Consider the following 18122-nt stretch of genomic DNA (forward strand, 5'->3'; position numbering starts at 1 on the left):
TTCTGAACCCAGAATAGAGCAGTCGAGCGCCGTTGCAGTTCCCTGCGTGGCGCCCCGCTAGTCGAGGCGCTTGCTGATGCGGGTCACCGCCAGGGCCAGCAGCAGGGCCGAGAACAGCAACAGAACCAGCACCGGTGGCCACAGCTCGAGCAGGGTTGCCTCGCGCAGCATGATGCCGCGGGCCAGGCGCAGGTAGTGGGTGAGTGGCATCAGTTCGGCGATCCACTGCGCCGCCTTGGGCATGCCGGCGAAGGGGAACATGAAGCCGGACAGCAGGATCTGCGGCAGGAAGGTGAAGAAGGCCATCTGCATGGCCTGGAACTGGGTCTGCGACAGGGTCGAGAGGTACACGCCGAGCGCCAGGCTGGCGACGATGAACAGCAGCGAGGCGGCGTACAGCTCCAGCAGCGAGCCGCGCACCGGTACGCCGAACAGCCAGTAGCCGACCACCAGGATCACCGTGATCTGTACCAGGCCGATGCCGACGAAGGGCAGCAGCTTGCCGATGGTCAGTTCCCAGGGCGATACCGGCGTGGCGATGAGCATTTCCAGGTTGCCGTGCTCGCGCTCGCGGACCAGGGCCACGGCGGTGAACAGCACCATGGTCATGGTCAGGATCACCCCGAGCAGCCCCGGCACCGTGTTCAGCGGCGCCAGGCGCTCGGGGTTGTAGAAGTTGACCACCTCGACGCCCTGGCGACTCTCCCAGCCGGGCAGCGGATAGGCCGCCAGCTGGCGCGCCGAGGCCTGCACGCTCTGGTCCGAGCCATCCACGATCAGCTGCAGCGGTGGGCGGTCCTGGCGTTGCAGGCGGGCGTCGAAATCGGCCGGCACTACCAGTGCGGCGCTGATCTTGCCCTGGCGCAGCAACTGGTCGATCTGCTGCGGCGAACTGAGGCGATAGCGCAGGTCGAGCACCTGGCTGGAGGCGATTTCCGCCACCGCTTCGCGCGAGCTGGCCGTGTTGGCCTGATCCAGCACGGCGGCCTCGATGCCGCGCACGTCCATGTTGATGGCGTAGCCGAACAGCACCAGCTGCAGCAGCGGGATGCCGGCGATCATGGCGAAGGTCAGCTTGTCGCGGCGCAACTGGCGCAGCTCCTTGATCACGATGGCGCTCAGGCGGCGCAGGTTCATGGCTGGGCCTGCACGGGCTTGCGGGTGACGCTGACGAAGACGTCTTCCAGGTTGGCTTCGCCGTCCTCGATCTGCGCGCTGATGCCGGCGCTGCGCAGGCGCTGCTCGATGTGCTGGCGGGCATCGGGGTTGGCCACAAGTACGCGCAGCACGGTGCCGATCTGCGCCATGGCCAGCACGTCCGGGCTGCCTTGCAGCGTGCGCTGGACCAGGCGCGGCTGGGGGTGTTCGATCAGTAGTGGATGGCCGGGCAGGGCGTCCATCAGCTCGCGCGGGCTGCCGTCGGCCACCAGGCGGCCGGCGTCGAGAATGCCCAGGCGCGTGCAGCGTTCGGCTTCGTCCATGTAGTGGGTAGACACCAGCAGGGTGGTGCCGGCGTCGGCCAGTTCGAACAGCGAGTCCCAGAACTCGCGGCGCGACTGCGGGTCGACCGCGCTGGTCGGCTCGTCGAGCAACAGCAGGTCGGGTTTGTGCAAGACCGCGCCGGCCAGGGCCAGGCGCTGCTTCTGCCCGCCGCTGAGGGTGCCGGCCAGTTGCTTGCGCCGGTCGGCCAGCCAGTAACGCTCCAGTACTTCGTCGATGCGCTGGCGACTGCTGCGCCGGGGCAGGCCATGCACGGCGGCGAGGAAGTCGAGGTTCTCGGCCACCGTGAGGTCTTCGTAGAGGGAGAAACGCTGGGTCATGTAGCCAATACGCCGCTTCAGCTCTTCGGCATCGCGCGGGATCTGGCAACCGAGCACCTCGATCTCGCCGGCGCTGGGCAGCAGCAGGCCGCAGAGCATGCGGATGGTGGTGGACTTGCCGCTGCCGTTGGGGCCGAGGAAGCCGAACACTTCGGCGCGGCGCACGCTGAGGTCGAGCTGGTCGACCGCAGTGAGCTCGCTGAAGCGCTTGCTCAGGCCGCGCGCCTGGATCACCAGGTCATTGCTGTGCATGGTCCGCTCGCTCGGCGCGCAGTGGCAGACCGGCCGGCAGCTGCTGCGCGGCGGCGCCTTGCAGGCGCAGTTCGGCGCGATAGACCAGGCGGCTGGCATCGTCGCCGGTGAGGGCGTAGTAGGGGGTGAAGCTGGCTTCGCTGCGAATCGCGCTAAGGGTCGCGGCAAAAGGCTGCTCGATGCCCTCGACGAACACGCGCATGCTGTCGCCGACCTGGAAGCCGGCACGCTGTTTGGCTGGCACGAAGACCCGCGCGTAGGGCTGCTCGCCGACCAGCAGGCTGGCTACCTCGGCGCCTGCTGGCGGCTGGTCGCCGGGCTTGAAGGGCAGGGCATCGACGCGCCCGGCCCGCGGCGCGCGCACGCTCAGGTGTTCACGGCCGACCTGCAGCTGGGCCAGGTTGCCACGGGCGGCGTCCAGGGCGGCGCTGGCTTGGTCGAGCTGCTCGGGGCGGGTGCCATTGGTCAGCTCGCGCAGCTGGGCATCGGTATTGCGTGTGGCTGCGCTGGCCTGGTCGCGGGCGGCGCGGGCGCGATCCAGCTCGGCGATGGCCACCTGCTTGCGCTGGTAGAGGGCGGCGATGCGCTGGAAGTTGCGCTCGCTATCTAGCTGTTCGGCGCGGCTGCGTGCCAGGCTGGCCTGGGCCGCCTCGATGCTTTCCGCGCGCGCGCCGTTGCGCAGTTCGCTCAGGTGAGCCTCGGCCTGCGCCACTTCGCCTTGGGCTTGGGCGATACGGGCGTCCTGGCGGCGCGGGTCGAGCTCCAGCAGCAACTGCCCGGCGGCGACGCGGTCACCTTCGGCGACATGCCAGTGCAGGATACTTTCCGAGGCTTCGGCGGGCAGGCCGATGCGATCCCATTCCAGGGTGCCGAGCAGCACCTCGTCGGCGGACGGGTCGCAGCCGGCGAGCAGGGCGAGGGGCAGCAGGCAGAGCAGCAGTCTGCTCATTTCAGGTCTCCATCCCGTTGTGCAACAGGGCCAGGGTGTGGGCGATCAGCGCTTCGTCACCGATCTGCGGGTTGGCAAAAATGCCGCGCCAGAGCGGCGCGGCGGCGTAGGGCAGCATGGTCACGCCGATCAGCGAGACCACCAGCAGGCGTGGTTCCAGGGCCGGATTGAGGGCGCCACGGGCCTGGGCAGCGGCGAAGCGCTGGGCCAGCAGCAGGGGAATCAGCGGGGCGATGCGCGCGGTCAGTTGCTCACGCAGCTGGCCGCCTTCACAGAGGATTTCGCGTACCCACAGCGGCGGAATCCACGGGTGGCTCGCGACCATTGCGCTCATGCCGCGCACGAAGCACTCGACCAGCTCGCGCGGGTCGTCGCCGGCGGCCTGCAGGCCCTCGGCCACGCTGCGGATCAGCGGCAAGAAGCGCTCCTCGACCAAGGCATCGACCAGGCGCTGCTTGCTGCCGAAGTAGTAGTTGACCAGGGCCGGGGTGACCCCGGCCTGCTGGGCGATGCTGCGCAGGCTGGAGGCCTGGATGCCGGTATGGGCGAAGGCCTGGGCGGCGGCATCGAGCAGGCGCTCGCGCTGCAGCTGGGCATCGCCAGCGGGACGTCCCGGTGCGCGCGGTGGTTGCTTGGGGTGAGTGGTCTTAGTCATGGGTTAATAATTAAATACTTGTTTAATTAATTACAAGCACCGTTGATCCGGCTGGAGGCTTGAGTGATATAGATAGTTAACTAATAATTAGCTTGGTTGTTAGCCGTGCTGGCTACAACCATCTACCTTTGACTGAAAATCCCCACAGGTAAGCGCCTTGCGTGATGCCCTATCCGCCTTCCTCATGCCTAGCGGCGCAGCGCTGCAGTTCGCCGGCAAAACCCTGCTGAGCGGGGGGCTGGCGCTGTGGTGCGCATTCCGCTTCGATCTGGACCAGCCACAGTGGGCGCTGATGACCGCCTTTATCGTCGCCCAGCCGCTGTCTGGCATGGTGGTGCAGAAGGGCCTGGCACGCCTGCTTGGCACTTTGGTCGGCACCAGCATGGCGGTGATGTTCATGGCCCTGTTCGCCCAGGCACCCTGGCTGTTCCTGCTGGTGATGGCGCTATGGCTGGGCCTGTGCACCATGGCCTCGACCCTGCTGCGCAGCGCCTGGGCCTACGCCTTCGTGTTGGCCGGTTACACGGTGGCGATCATCTGCCTGCCGATCATCGGCAAGCCGCTGCTGGTGTTCGACGAGGCGGTGGCGCGCTGTACCGAGATCTGCCTGGGCATTCTCTGCTCGATGGTCGTCAGCGCGCTGTTCTGGCCGCAGCGGGTCGAGCGCCAGCTGGTGCCGCAGGCACGTGCTACCTGGCAGGCCGGGGTGCAGGCCGCGGCTGCGGCATTGCGTGGCCGAGGCGAGGGGCGTCAGGGCTTGCTGGAAGTGCTCGGGCGCATCGTTGCGGTGGATGCCCAGCGCGAACATGCCTGGTTCGAAGGTGTACGCGGTCGCCAGCGTGCGCGCGCCTTGCGCGTGCTGACCCGCGACCTGCTCGGCCTGCTGCGCCTGGCTCGCGGCGTGGCGCGCCAGTGGCAACAGCTGGATGGGGTGGAGGCGTTGGGCCTGGCGCCCTGGCTGAGCGAAGTACAGGCGGCGCTGCAGGCCCCCGAGAGCGTTGATCTGGCCGCTCTGCAACAGCGCCTGGAGGATGCTTCCCACGACGAGCGTCAGCCCCTGGCGCGGCAGTACTGCCTGGCGCGTCTGGGTTTGCTGATTCGTCAGCTGCAGCGTGCGCAACTGGCTCTGGTCGCGGTGGAGCAGGGTGTGGCGCCGAAGGATGCGCCGCCGGCGCTGTCCTGGCACCGCGATGTGCAGACTGCAGCCGTGTATGGCCTGCGTAGCTGCCTGACCCTGCTGCTGCTCTCGGCCTTCTGGCTGCTCACCGCCTGGCCCGCCGCCAGTGGCGCCCTGCTGCTGGCCAGCGTGGTGTGTAGCCTGTTCGCCAGCCGTGAGAATGCCGATCTGATCGGCATGGCCTTTCTGCGCGGGATCTTCTACGCCCTGCCGGTGGCTTTTCTGGTGGGACAGTTACTGCTGCCGCAGTGGAACGGTTTTCCGCTGCTTTGCCTGGGCCTTGGTGTGCCGTTGTTCTTTGGTCTGCTGGGCATGGCCAGGCCGGCATTGGCCGGCGCGGCTACCTCGTTCTGCATGCACTTCATCGTGCTCTGCGCCCCGCGTAACGACATGGTTTACGACGTCGCTTTCTTCCTCAACGAGGCCTTGGCCATGCTGATCGGCGTCGGCTGTGCGGTGCTGGCACTGCGCCTGATCGTGCTACGCAATCCAGTCTGGCTGGGGCGGCGCCTGCTGCAGGCCAGCCTGGACGATCTTTCCCGGCTTAGCAGCCAGGCCTTGCAGGGCGCGGAGAACTGGTTTGGCGGGCGCATGGCCGATCGCCTGCTGCAGCTGGCGCGCTACTACCCGGCGCTGCCGGATGCCAGCCGCAGTCGCTGGGATGATGGCGTGGCCAGCCTGGACATGGGTGATGAGCTGCTGCACCTGCGCGCCTGCCTGGCAGCCGCACGCCAGGTACCGCATCAGGCCGAGCAGCAGTTCTTCGCTGAACTCGGACAAGTGCTGGCCCAGGGGCCGGCACCTGCACGGGCGCAAGCCCTGCAGCGGCCGACTCAGGCACTGGCCCAGGCGCTTTATGAACAGCCTGACGAGGATGCCCTGCGCCTGGCCCAGGCGGCGTTGCAGCAGTTGAACCACAGTTGGCAGCAGTGGTGTGAGCGCCAAGGAGAACTCCATGGAATTGCGTGAGTGGGCACTGGGCGGCGTGCTACTCAGCCCCCTGTTGTGGTACGCGCTGCTGGCGCTGCTGCTGACCGGGCTGTTGCGCCTGGGCCTGCAGCGGGCTGGCCTGGCGCGCTGGATCTGGCACGAGGCGCTGTTCGACTGTGCCCTGTATGTCTGCGTATTGGCGGCGCTGGTGGCAACGCTGAGCCGTGTTTGAGGAGAGAACGATGAAATCCCTACCACGAATGCTTGTCACCGTGCTGGTGGTCGGCGTGGCCCTGCTGGCGGCCGTCTGGTTGTGGCGGCACTACATGCTGTCGCCCTGGACCCGTGACGCGCGGGTGCGCGCCGATGTGGTGACCATCGCCCCGGACGTGTCCGGTTGGGTGGTTGAGCTCAAGGTGCGCGACAACCAGCAGGTCAAGGCCGGCGAGCTATTGATGAGCATCGACCGCGAGCGCTACGAGGCGGCTCTGGCCAAGGCCAAGGCCGTCGCCGAAACCCGCCAGCAGCAACTGCGCCTGCGCGAACACGAGGCGGCGCGCCGCACGCGCATGGGGCCGCAAGCGATCAGTGCGGAGCTGCGTGAAAACGCGCAGATCAATGCCGAAATCGCTCGCGCCGAGTACCAGGAAACCCTGGCCGAAGTGCAGCTGGCCGAGCTTAACCTGCAGCGCAGCGAAGTGCGTGCGCCGCGTGACGGGCAGGTCACCAACCTGCACCTGGCCCAGGGCAACTACGTGCAGGCCGGTCAGCCGGTGATGGCGCTGGTGGCTGATGGTTCCTTCTATGTCCAAGCCTACTTCGAGGAAACCAAGCTACCTGGCATCCAGGTCGGCGCTGCGGCGCGCATCCACCTGATGAGCAGCGACGAGCCGCTCAGCGGGCGGGTGCAGAGCATCAGCCGCGGCATTACCGATCGCAATGCGATTGCCGACAGCCAGCTGCTGGCCAATGTCGAACCGACCTTCAACTGGGTGCGCCTGGCCCAGCGCATCCCGGTGCGCATCGAGCTGGAACAGCTGCCGGCGGAGCTTGCCCTGAGCGCCGGCATGACCGCCAGCGTATGGGTGGAGGAGGCTGACTAAGCGGTGCTTAGAACCTGTTTACGATCTCCTGGCCGTCGGCCATACGGCGTTAAAAACAGCCTCGGATGCTCATTTACAGCTCGTAAATTCCGCTTCCTCGACTGTTTTGACCAGCCGAAGGCTGTTACTGGCGTAGCGCCTTGTCTGGCTCTAGTCCAAAAGATCGTAAACAGGTGCTTAGTGCCGCCAGAAGGACGGCATCAGCAGAACCAGCACGGTGAGGATTTCCAGGCGGCCGATCAGCATGCCCAGGGTCAGCGCCCATTTGGCCACGTCGGGCATGGCGGCATAGGTGCCGGCCGGTCCGATGATTTCACCCATGCCGGGGCCTACCCCGGAAACCATGGCGGCGGCACCCGACAGCGAGGTGATCCAGTCCATGCCGGTCATCGCCACGATCAGCGCCAGGCTGGCAATGGTTATGGTGTAGAAGAAGGCGAAGGCGAGAATCGAGCGGGCGATGTCTTCATCCAGGCGGTGGCGGTTGTACTGCTGCTTGATCACCGCGCGCGGATGCACCAGTTGCATCAGGTTGGCCTTGAGCAGAATGTAGGCAACCTGGAAGCGGAACACCTTGAGGCCGCCGGCGGTGGAGCCGGAGCACCCGCCGACGAAGCCCAGGTAAAAGAACATCATGCTGGCGAAGGGGCCCCAGAGGTGGTAGTCGCCGAGGGCGAAGCCGGTGGTGGTCATCACCGAGGTGATGTTGACCGCTACATGGCGCAGGGTCTCTAGCCAGTGCAGGTCGCTGGTACTCCACTTCCAGCAGGCCAGGATCAGCCAACTGCTCAGCAGCAGGATGAAAAAGCCGTGCACCTGCTGGTCGCGCAGTAGCGCCTTGTAATTGCCACGCATGGTGGAAACGTAGAGTACGAAAGGCAGGCTGCCGAGGATCATCACCACCACGGCCACCCAATGCACGGCCGGCTCCTGCCATTTCGCCAGGGACGCGTCAGAGGTGGAGAAGCCGCCGGTAGCGATGGCCGACATGGCGTGGTTGATCGCGTCGAACAGGTTCATCCCGGCCAGCCAGAAGGCCAGCACCGACAGGCTGCTGAGGCCGACATAGGCCAGCACCATGTACTTGGCAACCATGTGCGAGCGCGGCATGACCTTGTCCGAGCGATCCGAGGATTCGGTCTGGAACAGGCGCATGCCGCCGATCCGCAGCATCGGCAGGATGGCCACGGCCATGGCGATGAAGCCGATACCACCGAGCCAGTGCAGCAGCGAGCGCCAGATCAGCACGCCGCGCGACATGCTGTCCAGGCCGGTGAAGATGGTGGCGCCGGTGGCGGTGATGCCCGACATGCTTTCGAAGTAGGCATCGGTGAAGCTGACATGCTGGGTGAAGACAAACGGCAGGGCGGCGAAGATCGACACCAACACCCAGCTGGAGACCGTCAGCATGTACATGTCGCGCGGGCGCAGTTGCGTGTTCTGCGGCCGCCCCTGGGCGACCATGCTGATGCCGGCGATGAAAGTCAGCAGGCTCGACCAGAGGAAGGCGTTGATCCCCTGCGGCTGCTGGTAGACCAGCAAGGTGGCGACTGGCACCAGCATGGCGATGGCGAGGGTGACCAGGAAGATGCCGTTGATGAACGCCAGGGTGCGCAGGGTCGGCAGGGTCATGGCTGGCCTTTGGCGCAGAGGGGCAGGGTGCTAATGGGCTGGCGCATCAGTGTTTCCAGAAGGCGCGAGTGAACAGCACCAGCACGGTGAGAATTTCCAGACGGCCGAGCAGCATGCCGAGGGTCAGCAGCCACTTGGCCGTATCCGGCAGGGTGGCGAAGTTGCCGGCCGGGCCGATGATCGGGCCGAGGCCCGGGCCGACGTTGCACACCGCCGTGGCCGCGCCGGTCAGGGCGGTGACCCAGTCGAGGCCGACCAGAGTCAGGCCGAGGGCGATCACGCCGATGGTGATGGTGAAGAAAAAGGAAAAAGTGATCAGCGAGCGGACGATGTCTTCGTCGAGGTTATGGTTGTTGTACTGCTGCTTGATCACCGCACGCGGGTGCACCAACTGCTGCAGGTTGGCCTTGAGCAGGACGAAGGCGACCTGGAAGCGGAAGATCTTCAGGCCACCGGCGGTGGACCCTGAGCAGCCGCCGATAAAGGTCAAGTAGAAGAACAGCAGCACCGAAAAGCTGCCCCACAGGGTGTAGTCACCCAGGGCGACACCGGTGGTGGTGACCACCGAGGTGACATTGACCGCGACGATGCGGAAGGCGTCCAGCCAGGCGTGTTCCGAGTTGGCCCACAGCCAGGTGCCGAACACCAGCCAGGTCAGCACCAGGAAACCGATGAAGCCGCGTACTTGATGATCGCGCAGCAGCGCCCGGCGATGGCCGCGCAGGGTGGCGACATAGAGGGTGAAGGGCAGGCCGCCGAGGATCATGAACAGCACCGCGACCCAGTGCACCGCCGGCTGCTGCCAGTTGGCCAGGGACAGGTCGGAGGTGGAGAAGCCGCCGGTGGAAATCATCGACATCGAGTGGTTGATCGCCTCGAAGGGGGTCATGCCGGCGGCCCAGAAGGCCAGGAAACCGAGCAAGGTCAGCGCCAGGTAGACCAGCAGAATGTACTTGGCGGCCATGTGCGAGCGCGGCATGACCTTCTCGCCCCAGTCCGAGGATTCCGTCTGGAACAGGCGCATGCCCCCCACGCGCAGCAGCGGCAGGATCGCCACCGCCATGCCGATGAAACCAATACCGCCGAGCCAGTGCAGCATCGAGCGCCAGATCAGGATGCCCGGCGACATGCTGTCCAGGCCGACAAAGATGGTGGAACCGGTGGTGGTGATGCCCGACATGGTCTCGAAAAAGGCGTCGGTGTAGCTGATGTGGGCGATCAGCACCATCGGCAGGGCGGCGAAGGCGCACACCACCACCCAGCTGGCGGTGGTCAGCAGGTACATGTCACGCGGACGCAGGTGCATGTGCTGCGGCCGGCCGCGAATCACCAGCGCCAGGCCGGCGCCAAAGGTGATCAGGCTCGACCAGAAAAACTCGGTCAGGTCATCGGTGCGCTCGTACGCCAGCAGGGTGAGCATGGGTATGGCCATGCTCACGGCCAGGGTGATAAGGAAAATGCCGATGATGAAACCGATGATGCGCAGCGTCGAGAAAGCCATGAAGCAGCTCGGTGGGCGAAGAAGGCGGCATTCTACCTGCAGGCGCCGTGCGCTAGAAGCGCGGGCACGCGACACCGGCAGGCTGTCCGGTTAGGGGTTGCTTTGACCATAGCAGGGCTGGGCACAAGGTGCCCCAAGCGGCGTCGCGGTCGCGCCTAAACCGCAATAGCCCCTAAAATGCATCCTGACCTGTCTGGAGATGACCGATGCAAGCTCTCGATCTATTGCTCAACCGCGTTTCCGTCGGCCGTCTGCTGGAGCCGGCGCCGGATGCTGCGCAACGTGAACTGCTGTTTCGCGCCGCTCTGCGTGCGCCGGATCATGGTCAGCTGCGGCCCTGGCGCTTTCTCACTGTCGAAGGTGCGGCCCGCGCCAGGCTTGGCGAGCTGTTCGCCAGCGCGCTGCAGGCGGGCAATCCAGAGGTCAAGAGCGAGGCGCTGGACAAGGCCCGCGCCATGCCGTTGCGTGCGCCCCTGCTGGTGGCGGTGATTGCCCGTCTGACGGCCCCGCACAAGGTGCCGGAGCAGGAGCAACTGCTGTCTGCCGGGTGTGCCGCCCACGGCATGTTGCTGGCAGCCCATGCGCAAGGTCTGGGCGCCATGTGGCGCACCGGTGAGCTGTGCTACAACGCCCAGGTGATGGCCGGCCTGGGCCTGGCGGCCAATGAGCGGATTGTTGGCTTCCTCTACCTCGGCAGCGTCGAAGGCGAGCGGCGCACGCCGCCGGCGTTGGCCCCGGCCGATTTCGTCGGCAGTTGGCAGGGCTGATGCAGTCGTAGCCCGGATGTAGTCCGGGGGCGGAGTTAGCTGTTCCCCGGATTACATCCGGACTACGGTAATGCGCGCCTCCCGGCCAGGCAGCGAGCCGCAATCGCCACGTCTGCCATGAGGTGCGTTGTACGCACCGAACGGATAGTGTTTGATCCCGGCGCGCACGGCGCTTCCTAGGTTGTGGCAGCCTCAGTTTTTACTTTGCATGTAGGCCTTCCAGCCACCGAAGTGGGTGATGTCCACGGCGCCCGCCAGGCCGTAAAGCTCGCAGATAAAACCGGTTTCCCATTCCCCGCTTGCAAGCTGCACCTTGCCCAGGCCTAGCGGCGCGGGGATGCCGGTGAGGAACGAACCCAGTTCGGCGCTCGGCAGTTCCCAGACTTCCACGGCGATGGACACGCCGCCTTCGGCGACACGAACCATGCCCGGGCGGAACGGCGGGCCGCCAGCCAGGGCGTACAGCTGGTAGTCCGGCGAACTCTGGGTGGCCTGCAGCAGACGGCCGCCACGTTGCTTGAGCTGCCAGTTCAGCGGCAGGCCGTCCAGATGCGCGCCGCACACCACGACGCGGGCGCGGTCGTTGCGGGCGAGGGTCGCCGGGGCCTGCGTATCCAGCGTGCGCGCGCCGGCCAGCGGCAGGTCGTGCTGGCGCTGCAGGGCGTCGGCCAGGCTCAGCAGGTACTGGTCGGTGAAGGCGCGGCTGAACAGGGTCACGCCCCAGGGCAAGCCATTGGCCATGAAGCCTGCGGGAACAGCCACGGCGGCGTAATCCAGCATGTTCATGAAGTTGGTGTAGTAGCCCAGGTCCGAGTTGCGCTTGACTGGCTCGGAGTGCAGCTCGTCCAGGGTCACCGGGCGCGGGTAGGCTGGCGTCAGCACGCAGTCGACCTCGGCCAGGATGCGGTCGCAGATCGCCTTGAGCGCCTGCAGGCGGTACTGGGCGCGGAAGGTGTCGATGCCGCTGACGCTCGGCGCTTTCTCCAGCACGGCCTTGATCACCGGCAGCACGGCGTCCGGCTGCTGCTCGATCAGTGCGCCGGCGACGCTGTAGCGCTCGGCGACCCATGGGCCTTCATAGAGCAGGCGCGCGGCTTCGAGGAAGGGCGCGAAGTCGATTTCCACCGCTTCGCCGCCAAGGGCTTTCAGTTCTTCGATGGCCTGCGCGAATAGCGCCGGGCTTTCCGTGCAGCCGAGAAACTCCAGCTGCATCGGCACGCCGAAGCGGAAGCCGGTGCGCGGTTTGCCGAAGGCGCTGGCATCGTTCCACAGCGGGTTTGCGCGGCTGTATTCGTCACGCGCATCCAGCTTGGCGGTCAGCGCCAGCAACTGGCTGGCCTCGGCCGCTGTGGCGGTGAAGTAGGTGACGCAGTCCAGTGTGCGGCAGGCGGGCACCACGCCGGCGGTGGAGATCAGGCCCTTGGTGGCTTTCAGGCCGACCAGGTTGTTCAGCGCGGCCGGCACGCGGCCGCTGCCTGCAGTATCGGTGCCGAGGGCGAAGCTGGCCACGCCAAGCGCCACGGCCAGGGCCGAACCAGCGCTGGAGCCGCCGGACGGGTAGGCCGGGTGCAGGCTGTTGCGGCATTCACCGTAGGGCGAGCGGGTGCCGTTGAGGCCGGTGGCGAACTGGTCGAGGTTGGTCTTGCCCATGGGCACGGCCCCCAGGGCTATCAGCTGCTGGACGATGGTCGCGCTCTGCTCCGGCACATGGGCGAAGGCCGGGCAGGCGGCGGTGGTCGGCACGCCGGCCAGGTCGATATTGTCCTTGATGGCGAAGGGCACGCCGAACAGTGGCAGCTCGGCGGCTGACTTGCCGTCCAGCGCGGCCAGGTAGGGTTCCAGCTCTTCCAGGCTGAGCAGGTGGATGAACAGCTTGAACTCGGGGTTTAGCGCGGTGGCCCGCTCATGCAGGGCGGCGATCAGCTGGCGCGGTGGCAGGTTGCCGTTTGTGTAGGCTGCTTTCAGGGCGCCGAGGCGCAGGTCGAATTCGTGGGTCATGCTCGGTTCCTTCTCGGATATTCGGGCTTGCACAATCAGTTCCCTCTCCCATTGACGGGAGAGGGTTAGGGAGAGGGGGGCAAAGCCGCTCAGGCCTCTTCCAGCACCACCACGCGCTGGCCGGCGCGCACAGGCGAGCCGGGTTGCACACGCACCTCGCGCACTACGCCGTCACGCGGGGCGAGCAGGGGGATTTCCATCTTCATCGACTCGAGGATCACCAGCACGTCGCCGGCCTTGACCGTGTCGCCTTCGTTCACCGAAACCTGCCAGAGGTTGCCGGCGATATGGCTGTCGATGCTGTGCTGGCCGACACCGAGCGGCGCGTCGTCACCCAGCTCGGCGAGCACTTCCTCGCTCTCGTAGTGGGCCTGGCCGGAGGCGATCCAGCGCTGGCGTTCGGCGTCGAAGGCGGCGCGTTGCTGGCTGCGGAAGGCGTCGATGCCCTCGGCTTCCTCGGTGAGGAAGTCCTGGTAGTCGGCCAGGGCCAGCTCGCTGTCCTCGATGCGCAGGTCATAACGGCCGAGCGGGAAGTCGCGGCGGATCTGCAGCAGTTCCTCGGCGCTCACCGGGTAGAAGCGGATCTGGTCGAAGAAGCGCAGCAGCCAGGGCTTGCCTTGGAAGGCGGCGACTTCGCGGTAGCGGTTCCACATCTGCAGGGTGCGGCCGACGAACTGGTAACCGCCGGGGCCTTCCATGCCGTACACGCACATGTAGGCGCCGCCGATACCCACCGAGTTCTCGGCGGTCCAGGTGCGCGCCGGGTTGTACTTGGTGGTGACCAGGCGATGGCGTGGGTCCAGCGGCGTGGCCACCGGCGCGCCGAGGTAGACATCGCCCAGGCCCATCACCAGGTAGCTGGCATCGAATACGGTGCGGTACACCTCGTCGAGGTTGGGCAGGTCGTTGATGCGGCGGATGAACTCCAGGTTGCTCGGGCACCAGGGCGCGTCCTTGCGCACCGTGGTCATGTACTTGTCGATAGCCAGCTGGCAGGCCGGGTCGTCCCAGGACAGCGGCAGATGCACGATGCGCGACGGCACCTTGAGGTCCTGGGCGTTGCACACCGCGTCCCACTCGCCGGCGACGCTGTCGAGCAGTTGCTGTAGCGGCAGAGTTTCCGGCTGGTAGTGCACTTGCAGCGAGCGGATGCCCGGCGTCAGGTCGATCACGCCGTTAAGTTGCTTGGCTTCCAGCGCCTGCATCAGCGCATGGCCGCGGAAGCGCAGCACCAGGTCCAGCTCTGGTGCGCCGATTTCCAGCAGCAGGTGGGTATCGCCGGAGAGGCGGGCGACCAGGCGTTTGTCGGCTGCGCCGATGTCCAGCACGATGGGGGAGGTGAGCGCACTTGCTTGTGTAGGAGCGAGCTTGCTCGCGATCAGGGATGCCGCTGGATCGCCAGCAAGCTGGCTCCTACAAAGGCTCGCGCATTCGAGGTTTTTCGCTTTGGCCAATTGCCGCGCATTTTCAATGCTGACCGGCACAAAGCGTACCTTGTCCCCAGCCTTGAGCTGCCCCAGCTGCCACAGGTCGGCCTCGATGATGGTCACCGGGCAGACGAAGCCGCCCAGGCTCGGGCCGTCCGGGCCGAGGATCACCGGCATGTCGCCGGTGAAGTCCACCGCACCGATGGCGTAGGGGTTATCGTGGATATTCGACGGGTGCAGGCCGGCCTCGCCGCCGCTGTCGCGCACCCACTCCGGTTTCGGGCCGATCAGGCGCACGCCGGTGCGGCTGGAGTTGAAGTGCACTTCCCAGTCGGTGGCGAGGAAAGTATCGATGTAACCCTCGGTGAAGTATTCCGGCGCACCATGCGGGCCGTAGATCACGCGGATCTCGCGCACGGCGGGCAGGGCGGTGCACAGCGCGGCGGGCAGTTGCGCGCCGCACTCCGCATCGCTCAATGCCGGGATATGCAGCACATCGCCGGCGCGCAGGGCGCGGCCGCCGTGGCCGCCGAACTGGCCGAGGGTGAAGGTGCTTTTGCTGCCCAGGTATTCGGGCACCTGCAGGCCGCCGCGCAGAGTCAGATACGAGCGAGCGCCTGAACCGGCGATGGTGCCTAGGCTCAGGGTGCTACCGGCTTTGACCAGTAGCGCGGTGTTCATCGGTTGCTCGACGCCATCCACGCTCAGCGGAATCGCCGCGCCGGTTACTGCCACCACCGCATCGGTGTTGAAGCGCAGCAGCGGGCCGCTCATGGTGATTTCCAGGCCGGCGGCACCTTCGTCGTTGCCGAGCAGGCGGTTGCCCAGGCGCAGCGCACGGTCGTCCATCGGCCCCGACGGCGGCACACCGACTGCCCAGTAGCCGAGGCGGCCGGGGAAGTCCTGCACGGTGGTCTGGGTGCCGGCGGACAGCACTTCGAAAGTGTGTGCCTGGTAGACCAGACCTTCCAGGCAGCGGGTCCACGGCGAGCCACTGGCGAAGGGGGCGTCGACCAGGATCTGGCGCAGGTAGTCGCGGTTGGATTCCACGCCGTACAGCACCGAGTCGGCCAAGGCCTGGTTCAGCGCGGCGCTGGCCGCATCGCGGGTCGGCGCCCAGGTGATGATCTTGGCGATCATCGGATCGAAGTAGGGCGGAATCTCGCAGCCGGCTTCGACCCAGGTGTCGATGCGCAGCGTCTTGCCATCCGCCTTGGGGAAGTCCACGGCGGTGAGCAGGCCGGGGCTGGGCTGGAAGTCGCGGCCCGGATCTTCGGCATACAGGCGCGCCTGGATGGCATGGCCGCTGGGTTTCAGGTCTTTGGCCAGCTCGCTTAGTGGAGCCAGGTCGCCGGCCGCCAGTTCGATCATCCAGCGCACCAGGTCGACGCCCCACACCTGTTCGGTGACGCCGTGTTCGACCTGCAGGCGGGTGTTCACTTCGAGGAAGTAGAAACGCTCGGCCTCGCTGTCGTAGACGAATTCGACGGTGCCGGCACTGCGGTAGCTGACTGCCTTGGCCAGCTTGATCGCCGCCGCGCACAGTTCCTCGGCCATGCCGGCCGGCAGGTTCGGTGCCGGGGTTTCTTCCAGCACCTTCTGGTTACGCCGCTGCACCGAGCAGTCACGCACGCCGAGGGCCAGCACGTCACCCTGGCCGTCGCCGAACACTTGCACCTCCAGGTGGCGGGCGCGCTGGATGTACTTCTCGATAAATACGCCGCTGTCGCTGAAGTTGTTCTGCCCCAGGCGTTTGACCGTGTCGAACGCCTCGTTTAACTCGGTGGCGCTGTTGCACACGCGCATGCCGATACCGCCGCCACCGGCGGTGCTTTTCAACATCACCGGGTAGCCGACTTCTTCACCTGCAACCAGCGCGGCGTCGAGGTTTTCCAGCAGCTCGGTGCCTTCCAGCATCGGCACGCCGTGCTGTTTGGCCAGGGCGCGGGCAGTGTGCTTGAGGCCGAATACGCGCAGTTGCTCGGGTGTCGGGCCGACAAAGGCGATGCCGGCGGCTTCGCAAGCCTCGGCGAAGGCGGCGTTCTCGGAGAGGAAGCCGTAGCCGGGGTGGATTGCCTTGGCACCGGTCTGCTTGGCGACGGCGAGGATCTTGTCGACCACCAGATAAGTGCCGGCGGCCGGGCCTTCGCCGAGGCTGAAGGCCTCATCGGCCTGCTGGATATGCAGGCTGGCGGCGTCGGCCTCGGAGTACACGGCTACGCCTTTGACGTCGAGTTGACGCAGGGTGCGCAGGATGCGGCAGGCAATGGCGCCGCGGTTGGCGATCAGGAGTTTGTCGAACATTCGAGGCGTCCTCGAAGGGGCGGGCCGTCCCGCAGTATTCGGTCTGCACCTCGGTCGTCCGAGGTGGGCATTGTTGCTTTTGTAGGAGCCAGCTTGTTGGCGATCAGCGGTCTGTCGGGTTGATCGCGAGCAAGCTCGCTCCTACGGGTTCTGTGGTGGCTTGGGTTGTTGCTCCAGGCACTGCCCCGAACGGCTCTGGCACAGGCGGAACAGCCATTCGCGAAGCTGCTTCAGTCCCATACCAGCACCTCGGCCGGGGTTGGGTTCCAGCCGTTGCAGGGGTTGTTCAGTTGCGGGCAGTTGGAGATCAGCACGATGACGTCCATGTGTGCGACCAGCTCGACGTATTTGCCCGGCGCGGAGATGCCGTCCGCGAAGGTCAGGCCGCCATCCGGGGTGACGGGCACGTTCATGAAGAAGTTGATGTTGGCGCCGATGTCGCGCTTCTCCAGGCGGCCGTCGTGCAGGCTGGCGCGCAGGAAGTTGTCGCGGCAGCTGTGCATGTAGCGCTTGTCGAGGGCGTAGCGGACCGTGTTGCTCTCCTGGGCGCAGGCACCGCCGAGGGTGTCGTGGCGGCCGCAGGTGTCGGCACTGATGGTCAGCAGCGGGTTGCCCAGGTTGGAGTAGAGGACGGTGCCGGTGGTCAGGTACACGCTGTTCTGCTTGCGCAGGGTGCGTTGCGGGTCGTAGCGCTCGCGCGGGTTCTTGGCGCTGAAGAACAGCGTGTCGACCGCCTGGTTGCCTTCGAGGTCGAGCAGGCGCACGGTCTGCCCGGCTTTGACTTCGCAGAGGAATGGCTCGCCGGCCGGGATCTCATGGCGGTAGACGGCGGCTTCGGGGTGCTTGTCGCTATGGGTAAGAGTCATGCTGGCAGCCCTTAGATATACAGACGTTCGGTGTTGTGGAAGCCTCGGCCGTTTTCCGGGCGCGAGGTGCGGCAGAGCACGCTGATGCCGTCGCTCGCCACCGCGCTCCAGCTCAGTTGCACCGGCTTGGGTGCGTACTCGGGGTTCGGGTCCATGGGATGTTGCAGGGCGGTGAGTACCACCAAGGTGTCCATCGGTGCGTACAGCTCGATGTAGTCGCCGGCCTTGGAGTTGCCCGGTTCGAAATGGAAGCGGCCGTCGCCATCGACGCTGACCTTGCTGAACAGGTTGAGCGCCATCAGCAGGTCCTGCAGGTTGAGGTTCCACTTGCCCATTTCCACCAGCAGGTTGTCCATGCCGTTGCGAAAGAAGCCGTTGCGCAGCTCCTGATAGCGCCCAGCGCCGTACTTCTCGGCGACTTCCTCGGCGTTGAGCACACCGCCGAAGCTGTCATGCCAGCCGCAGGTGTCGGCGGTGATGGCGGCCAGGACGCGGCCCATGTCCGAATACAAGCAGTGGCCGGCTGTGAGCTTGGCGGTGTGCTGGCACTTGAGGGTGTCCGGCAGGTTGAGGCGTTCGCTTTTCTCGGCGGCGCTGAGCAGCAGCAGGCTGACGTTGGCGTCGCCTTCGAGGTCGGTGATGCGCAGCAGCTGGCCGCGCTTGAGGACGAAGGAGGTGTGGCCGCCGCCGGGTACGAACTCTTCGTACAGGCTGGGGCGCAGGGTGAGTGCAGCAGTCATG

14 protein-coding genes are annotated in these 18122 nt (G+C 66.2%); 4 read left to right on the forward strand and 10 right to left on the reverse strand.

Annotated features, from left to right (window positions below; all coding sequences use genetic code 11):
* Positions 1-57: 57 nt before the first annotated feature.
* From H3H45_RS15245 to H3H45_RS15260, 4 genes are read right to left on the reverse strand one after another with little or no spacing between them, the layout of a single operon-like run.
* A complete protein-coding gene (locus H3H45_RS15245; protein WP_182834579.1) occupies positions 58-1137 on the reverse strand; it encodes an ABC transporter permease in 1080 nt (359 codons plus the stop codon).
* Positions 1134-2072 carry an ABC transporter ATP-binding protein gene (locus tag H3H45_RS15250; RefSeq protein ID WP_220494315.1) on the reverse strand — a complete coding sequence of 313 codons (939 nt, stop codon included), beginning with the start codon at positions 2070-2072 and terminating at the stop codon, positions 1134-1136. Before H3H45_RS15250 ends, H3H45_RS15245 begins: the two co-directional genes overlap by 4 nt.
* Complete coding sequence (locus H3H45_RS15255) at positions 2059-3021, reverse strand: HlyD family secretion protein (protein WP_182834580.1); 963 nt, start codon at positions 3019-3021, stop codon at positions 2059-2061. The genes H3H45_RS15250 and H3H45_RS15255 overlap by 14 nt, the downstream gene beginning before the upstream one ends.
* 1 nt (position 3022) lies before the next feature.
* A complete protein-coding gene (locus H3H45_RS15260; RefSeq protein ID WP_182834581.1) occupies positions 3023-3676 on the reverse strand; it encodes a TetR/AcrR family transcriptional regulator in 654 nt (217 codons plus the stop codon).
* A gap of 184 nt (positions 3677-3860) precedes the next feature.
* Here H3H45_RS15260 and H3H45_RS15265 point away from each other — a divergent pair, with 184 nt between their 5' ends.
* Genes H3H45_RS15265 through H3H45_RS15275 form a run of 3 tightly spaced genes read left to right on the forward strand, consistent with a single transcriptional unit; the run spans position 3861 to position 6886 of the window.
* Positions 3861-5822 (forward strand): FUSC family protein, encoded by a 1962-nt coding sequence (locus H3H45_RS15265; protein ID WP_407926702.1) that lies wholly within the window; start codon positions 3861-3863, stop codon positions 5820-5822.
* Complete coding sequence (locus tag H3H45_RS15270) at positions 5809-6015, forward strand: DUF1656 domain-containing protein (RefSeq protein ID WP_182834583.1); 207 nt, start codon at positions 5809-5811, stop codon at positions 6013-6015. The genes H3H45_RS15265 and H3H45_RS15270 overlap by 14 nt, the downstream gene beginning before the upstream one ends.
* Before the next feature lie 10 nt (positions 6016-6025).
* Positions 6026-6886 (forward strand): efflux RND transporter periplasmic adaptor subunit, encoded by an 861-nt coding sequence (locus H3H45_RS15275; protein ID WP_182834584.1) that lies wholly within the window; start codon positions 6026-6028, stop codon positions 6884-6886.
* A 177-nt stretch (positions 6887-7063) separates the two neighbouring features.
* Here the strand turns inward: H3H45_RS15275 and H3H45_RS15280 are convergent, their stop codons facing one another.
* Positions 7064-8518 carry a TrkH family potassium uptake protein gene (locus H3H45_RS15280; protein ID WP_182834585.1) on the reverse strand — a complete coding sequence of 485 codons (1455 nt, stop codon included), beginning with the start codon at positions 8516-8518 and terminating at the stop codon, positions 7064-7066.
* A 46-nt stretch (positions 8519-8564) separates the two neighbouring features.
* The gene (locus H3H45_RS15285) at positions 8565-10019 is read right to left on the reverse strand and encodes a TrkH family potassium uptake protein (protein ID WP_182834586.1); all 1455 of its coding nucleotides are present in this window, start codon (positions 10017-10019) and stop codon (positions 8565-8567) included.
* Between the two features lie 206 nt (positions 10020-10225).
* Here H3H45_RS15285 and H3H45_RS15290 point away from each other — a divergent pair, with 206 nt between their 5' ends.
* The gene (locus H3H45_RS15290) at positions 10226-10786 is read left to right on the forward strand and encodes a nitroreductase family protein (protein WP_182834587.1); all 561 of its coding nucleotides are present in this window, start codon (positions 10226-10228) and stop codon (positions 10784-10786) included.
* 192 nt (positions 10787-10978) lie between these two features.
* Here the strand turns inward: H3H45_RS15290 and atzF are convergent, their stop codons facing one another.
* The 4 genes from atzF to H3H45_RS15310 form a co-directional block, all read right to left on the reverse strand.
* Entirely contained in the window at positions 10979-12784 is a 1806-nt protein-coding gene (gene atzF / locus H3H45_RS15295) for an allophanate hydrolase (RefSeq protein WP_182834588.1), read from the reverse strand.
* A gap of 89 nt (positions 12785-12873) precedes the next feature.
* On the reverse strand, positions 12874-16515 hold the full coding sequence (gene uca, locus H3H45_RS15300; protein WP_182834589.1) for an urea carboxylase: 3642 nt from the start codon (positions 16513-16515) through the stop codon (positions 12874-12876).
* A 230-nt stretch (positions 16516-16745) separates the two neighbouring features.
* Positions 16746-17381 carry an urea amidolyase associated protein UAAP2 gene (locus H3H45_RS15305; RefSeq protein WP_182834590.1) on the reverse strand — a complete coding sequence of 212 codons (636 nt, stop codon included), beginning with the start codon at positions 17379-17381 and terminating at the stop codon, positions 16746-16748.
* A gap of 11 nt (positions 17382-17392) precedes the next feature.
* The gene (locus tag H3H45_RS15310) at positions 17393-18121 is read right to left on the reverse strand and encodes an urea amidolyase associated protein UAAP1 (protein WP_182834591.1); all 729 of its coding nucleotides are present in this window, start codon (positions 18119-18121) and stop codon (positions 17393-17395) included.
* Between the last annotated feature and the right edge of the window lies 1 nt (position 18122).

The sequence above is a fragment of the Aquipseudomonas guryensis genome, from assembly GCF_014164785.1.
Lineage (GTDB): Bacteria > Pseudomonadota > Gammaproteobacteria > Pseudomonadales > Pseudomonadaceae > Aquipseudomonas > Aquipseudomonas guryensis.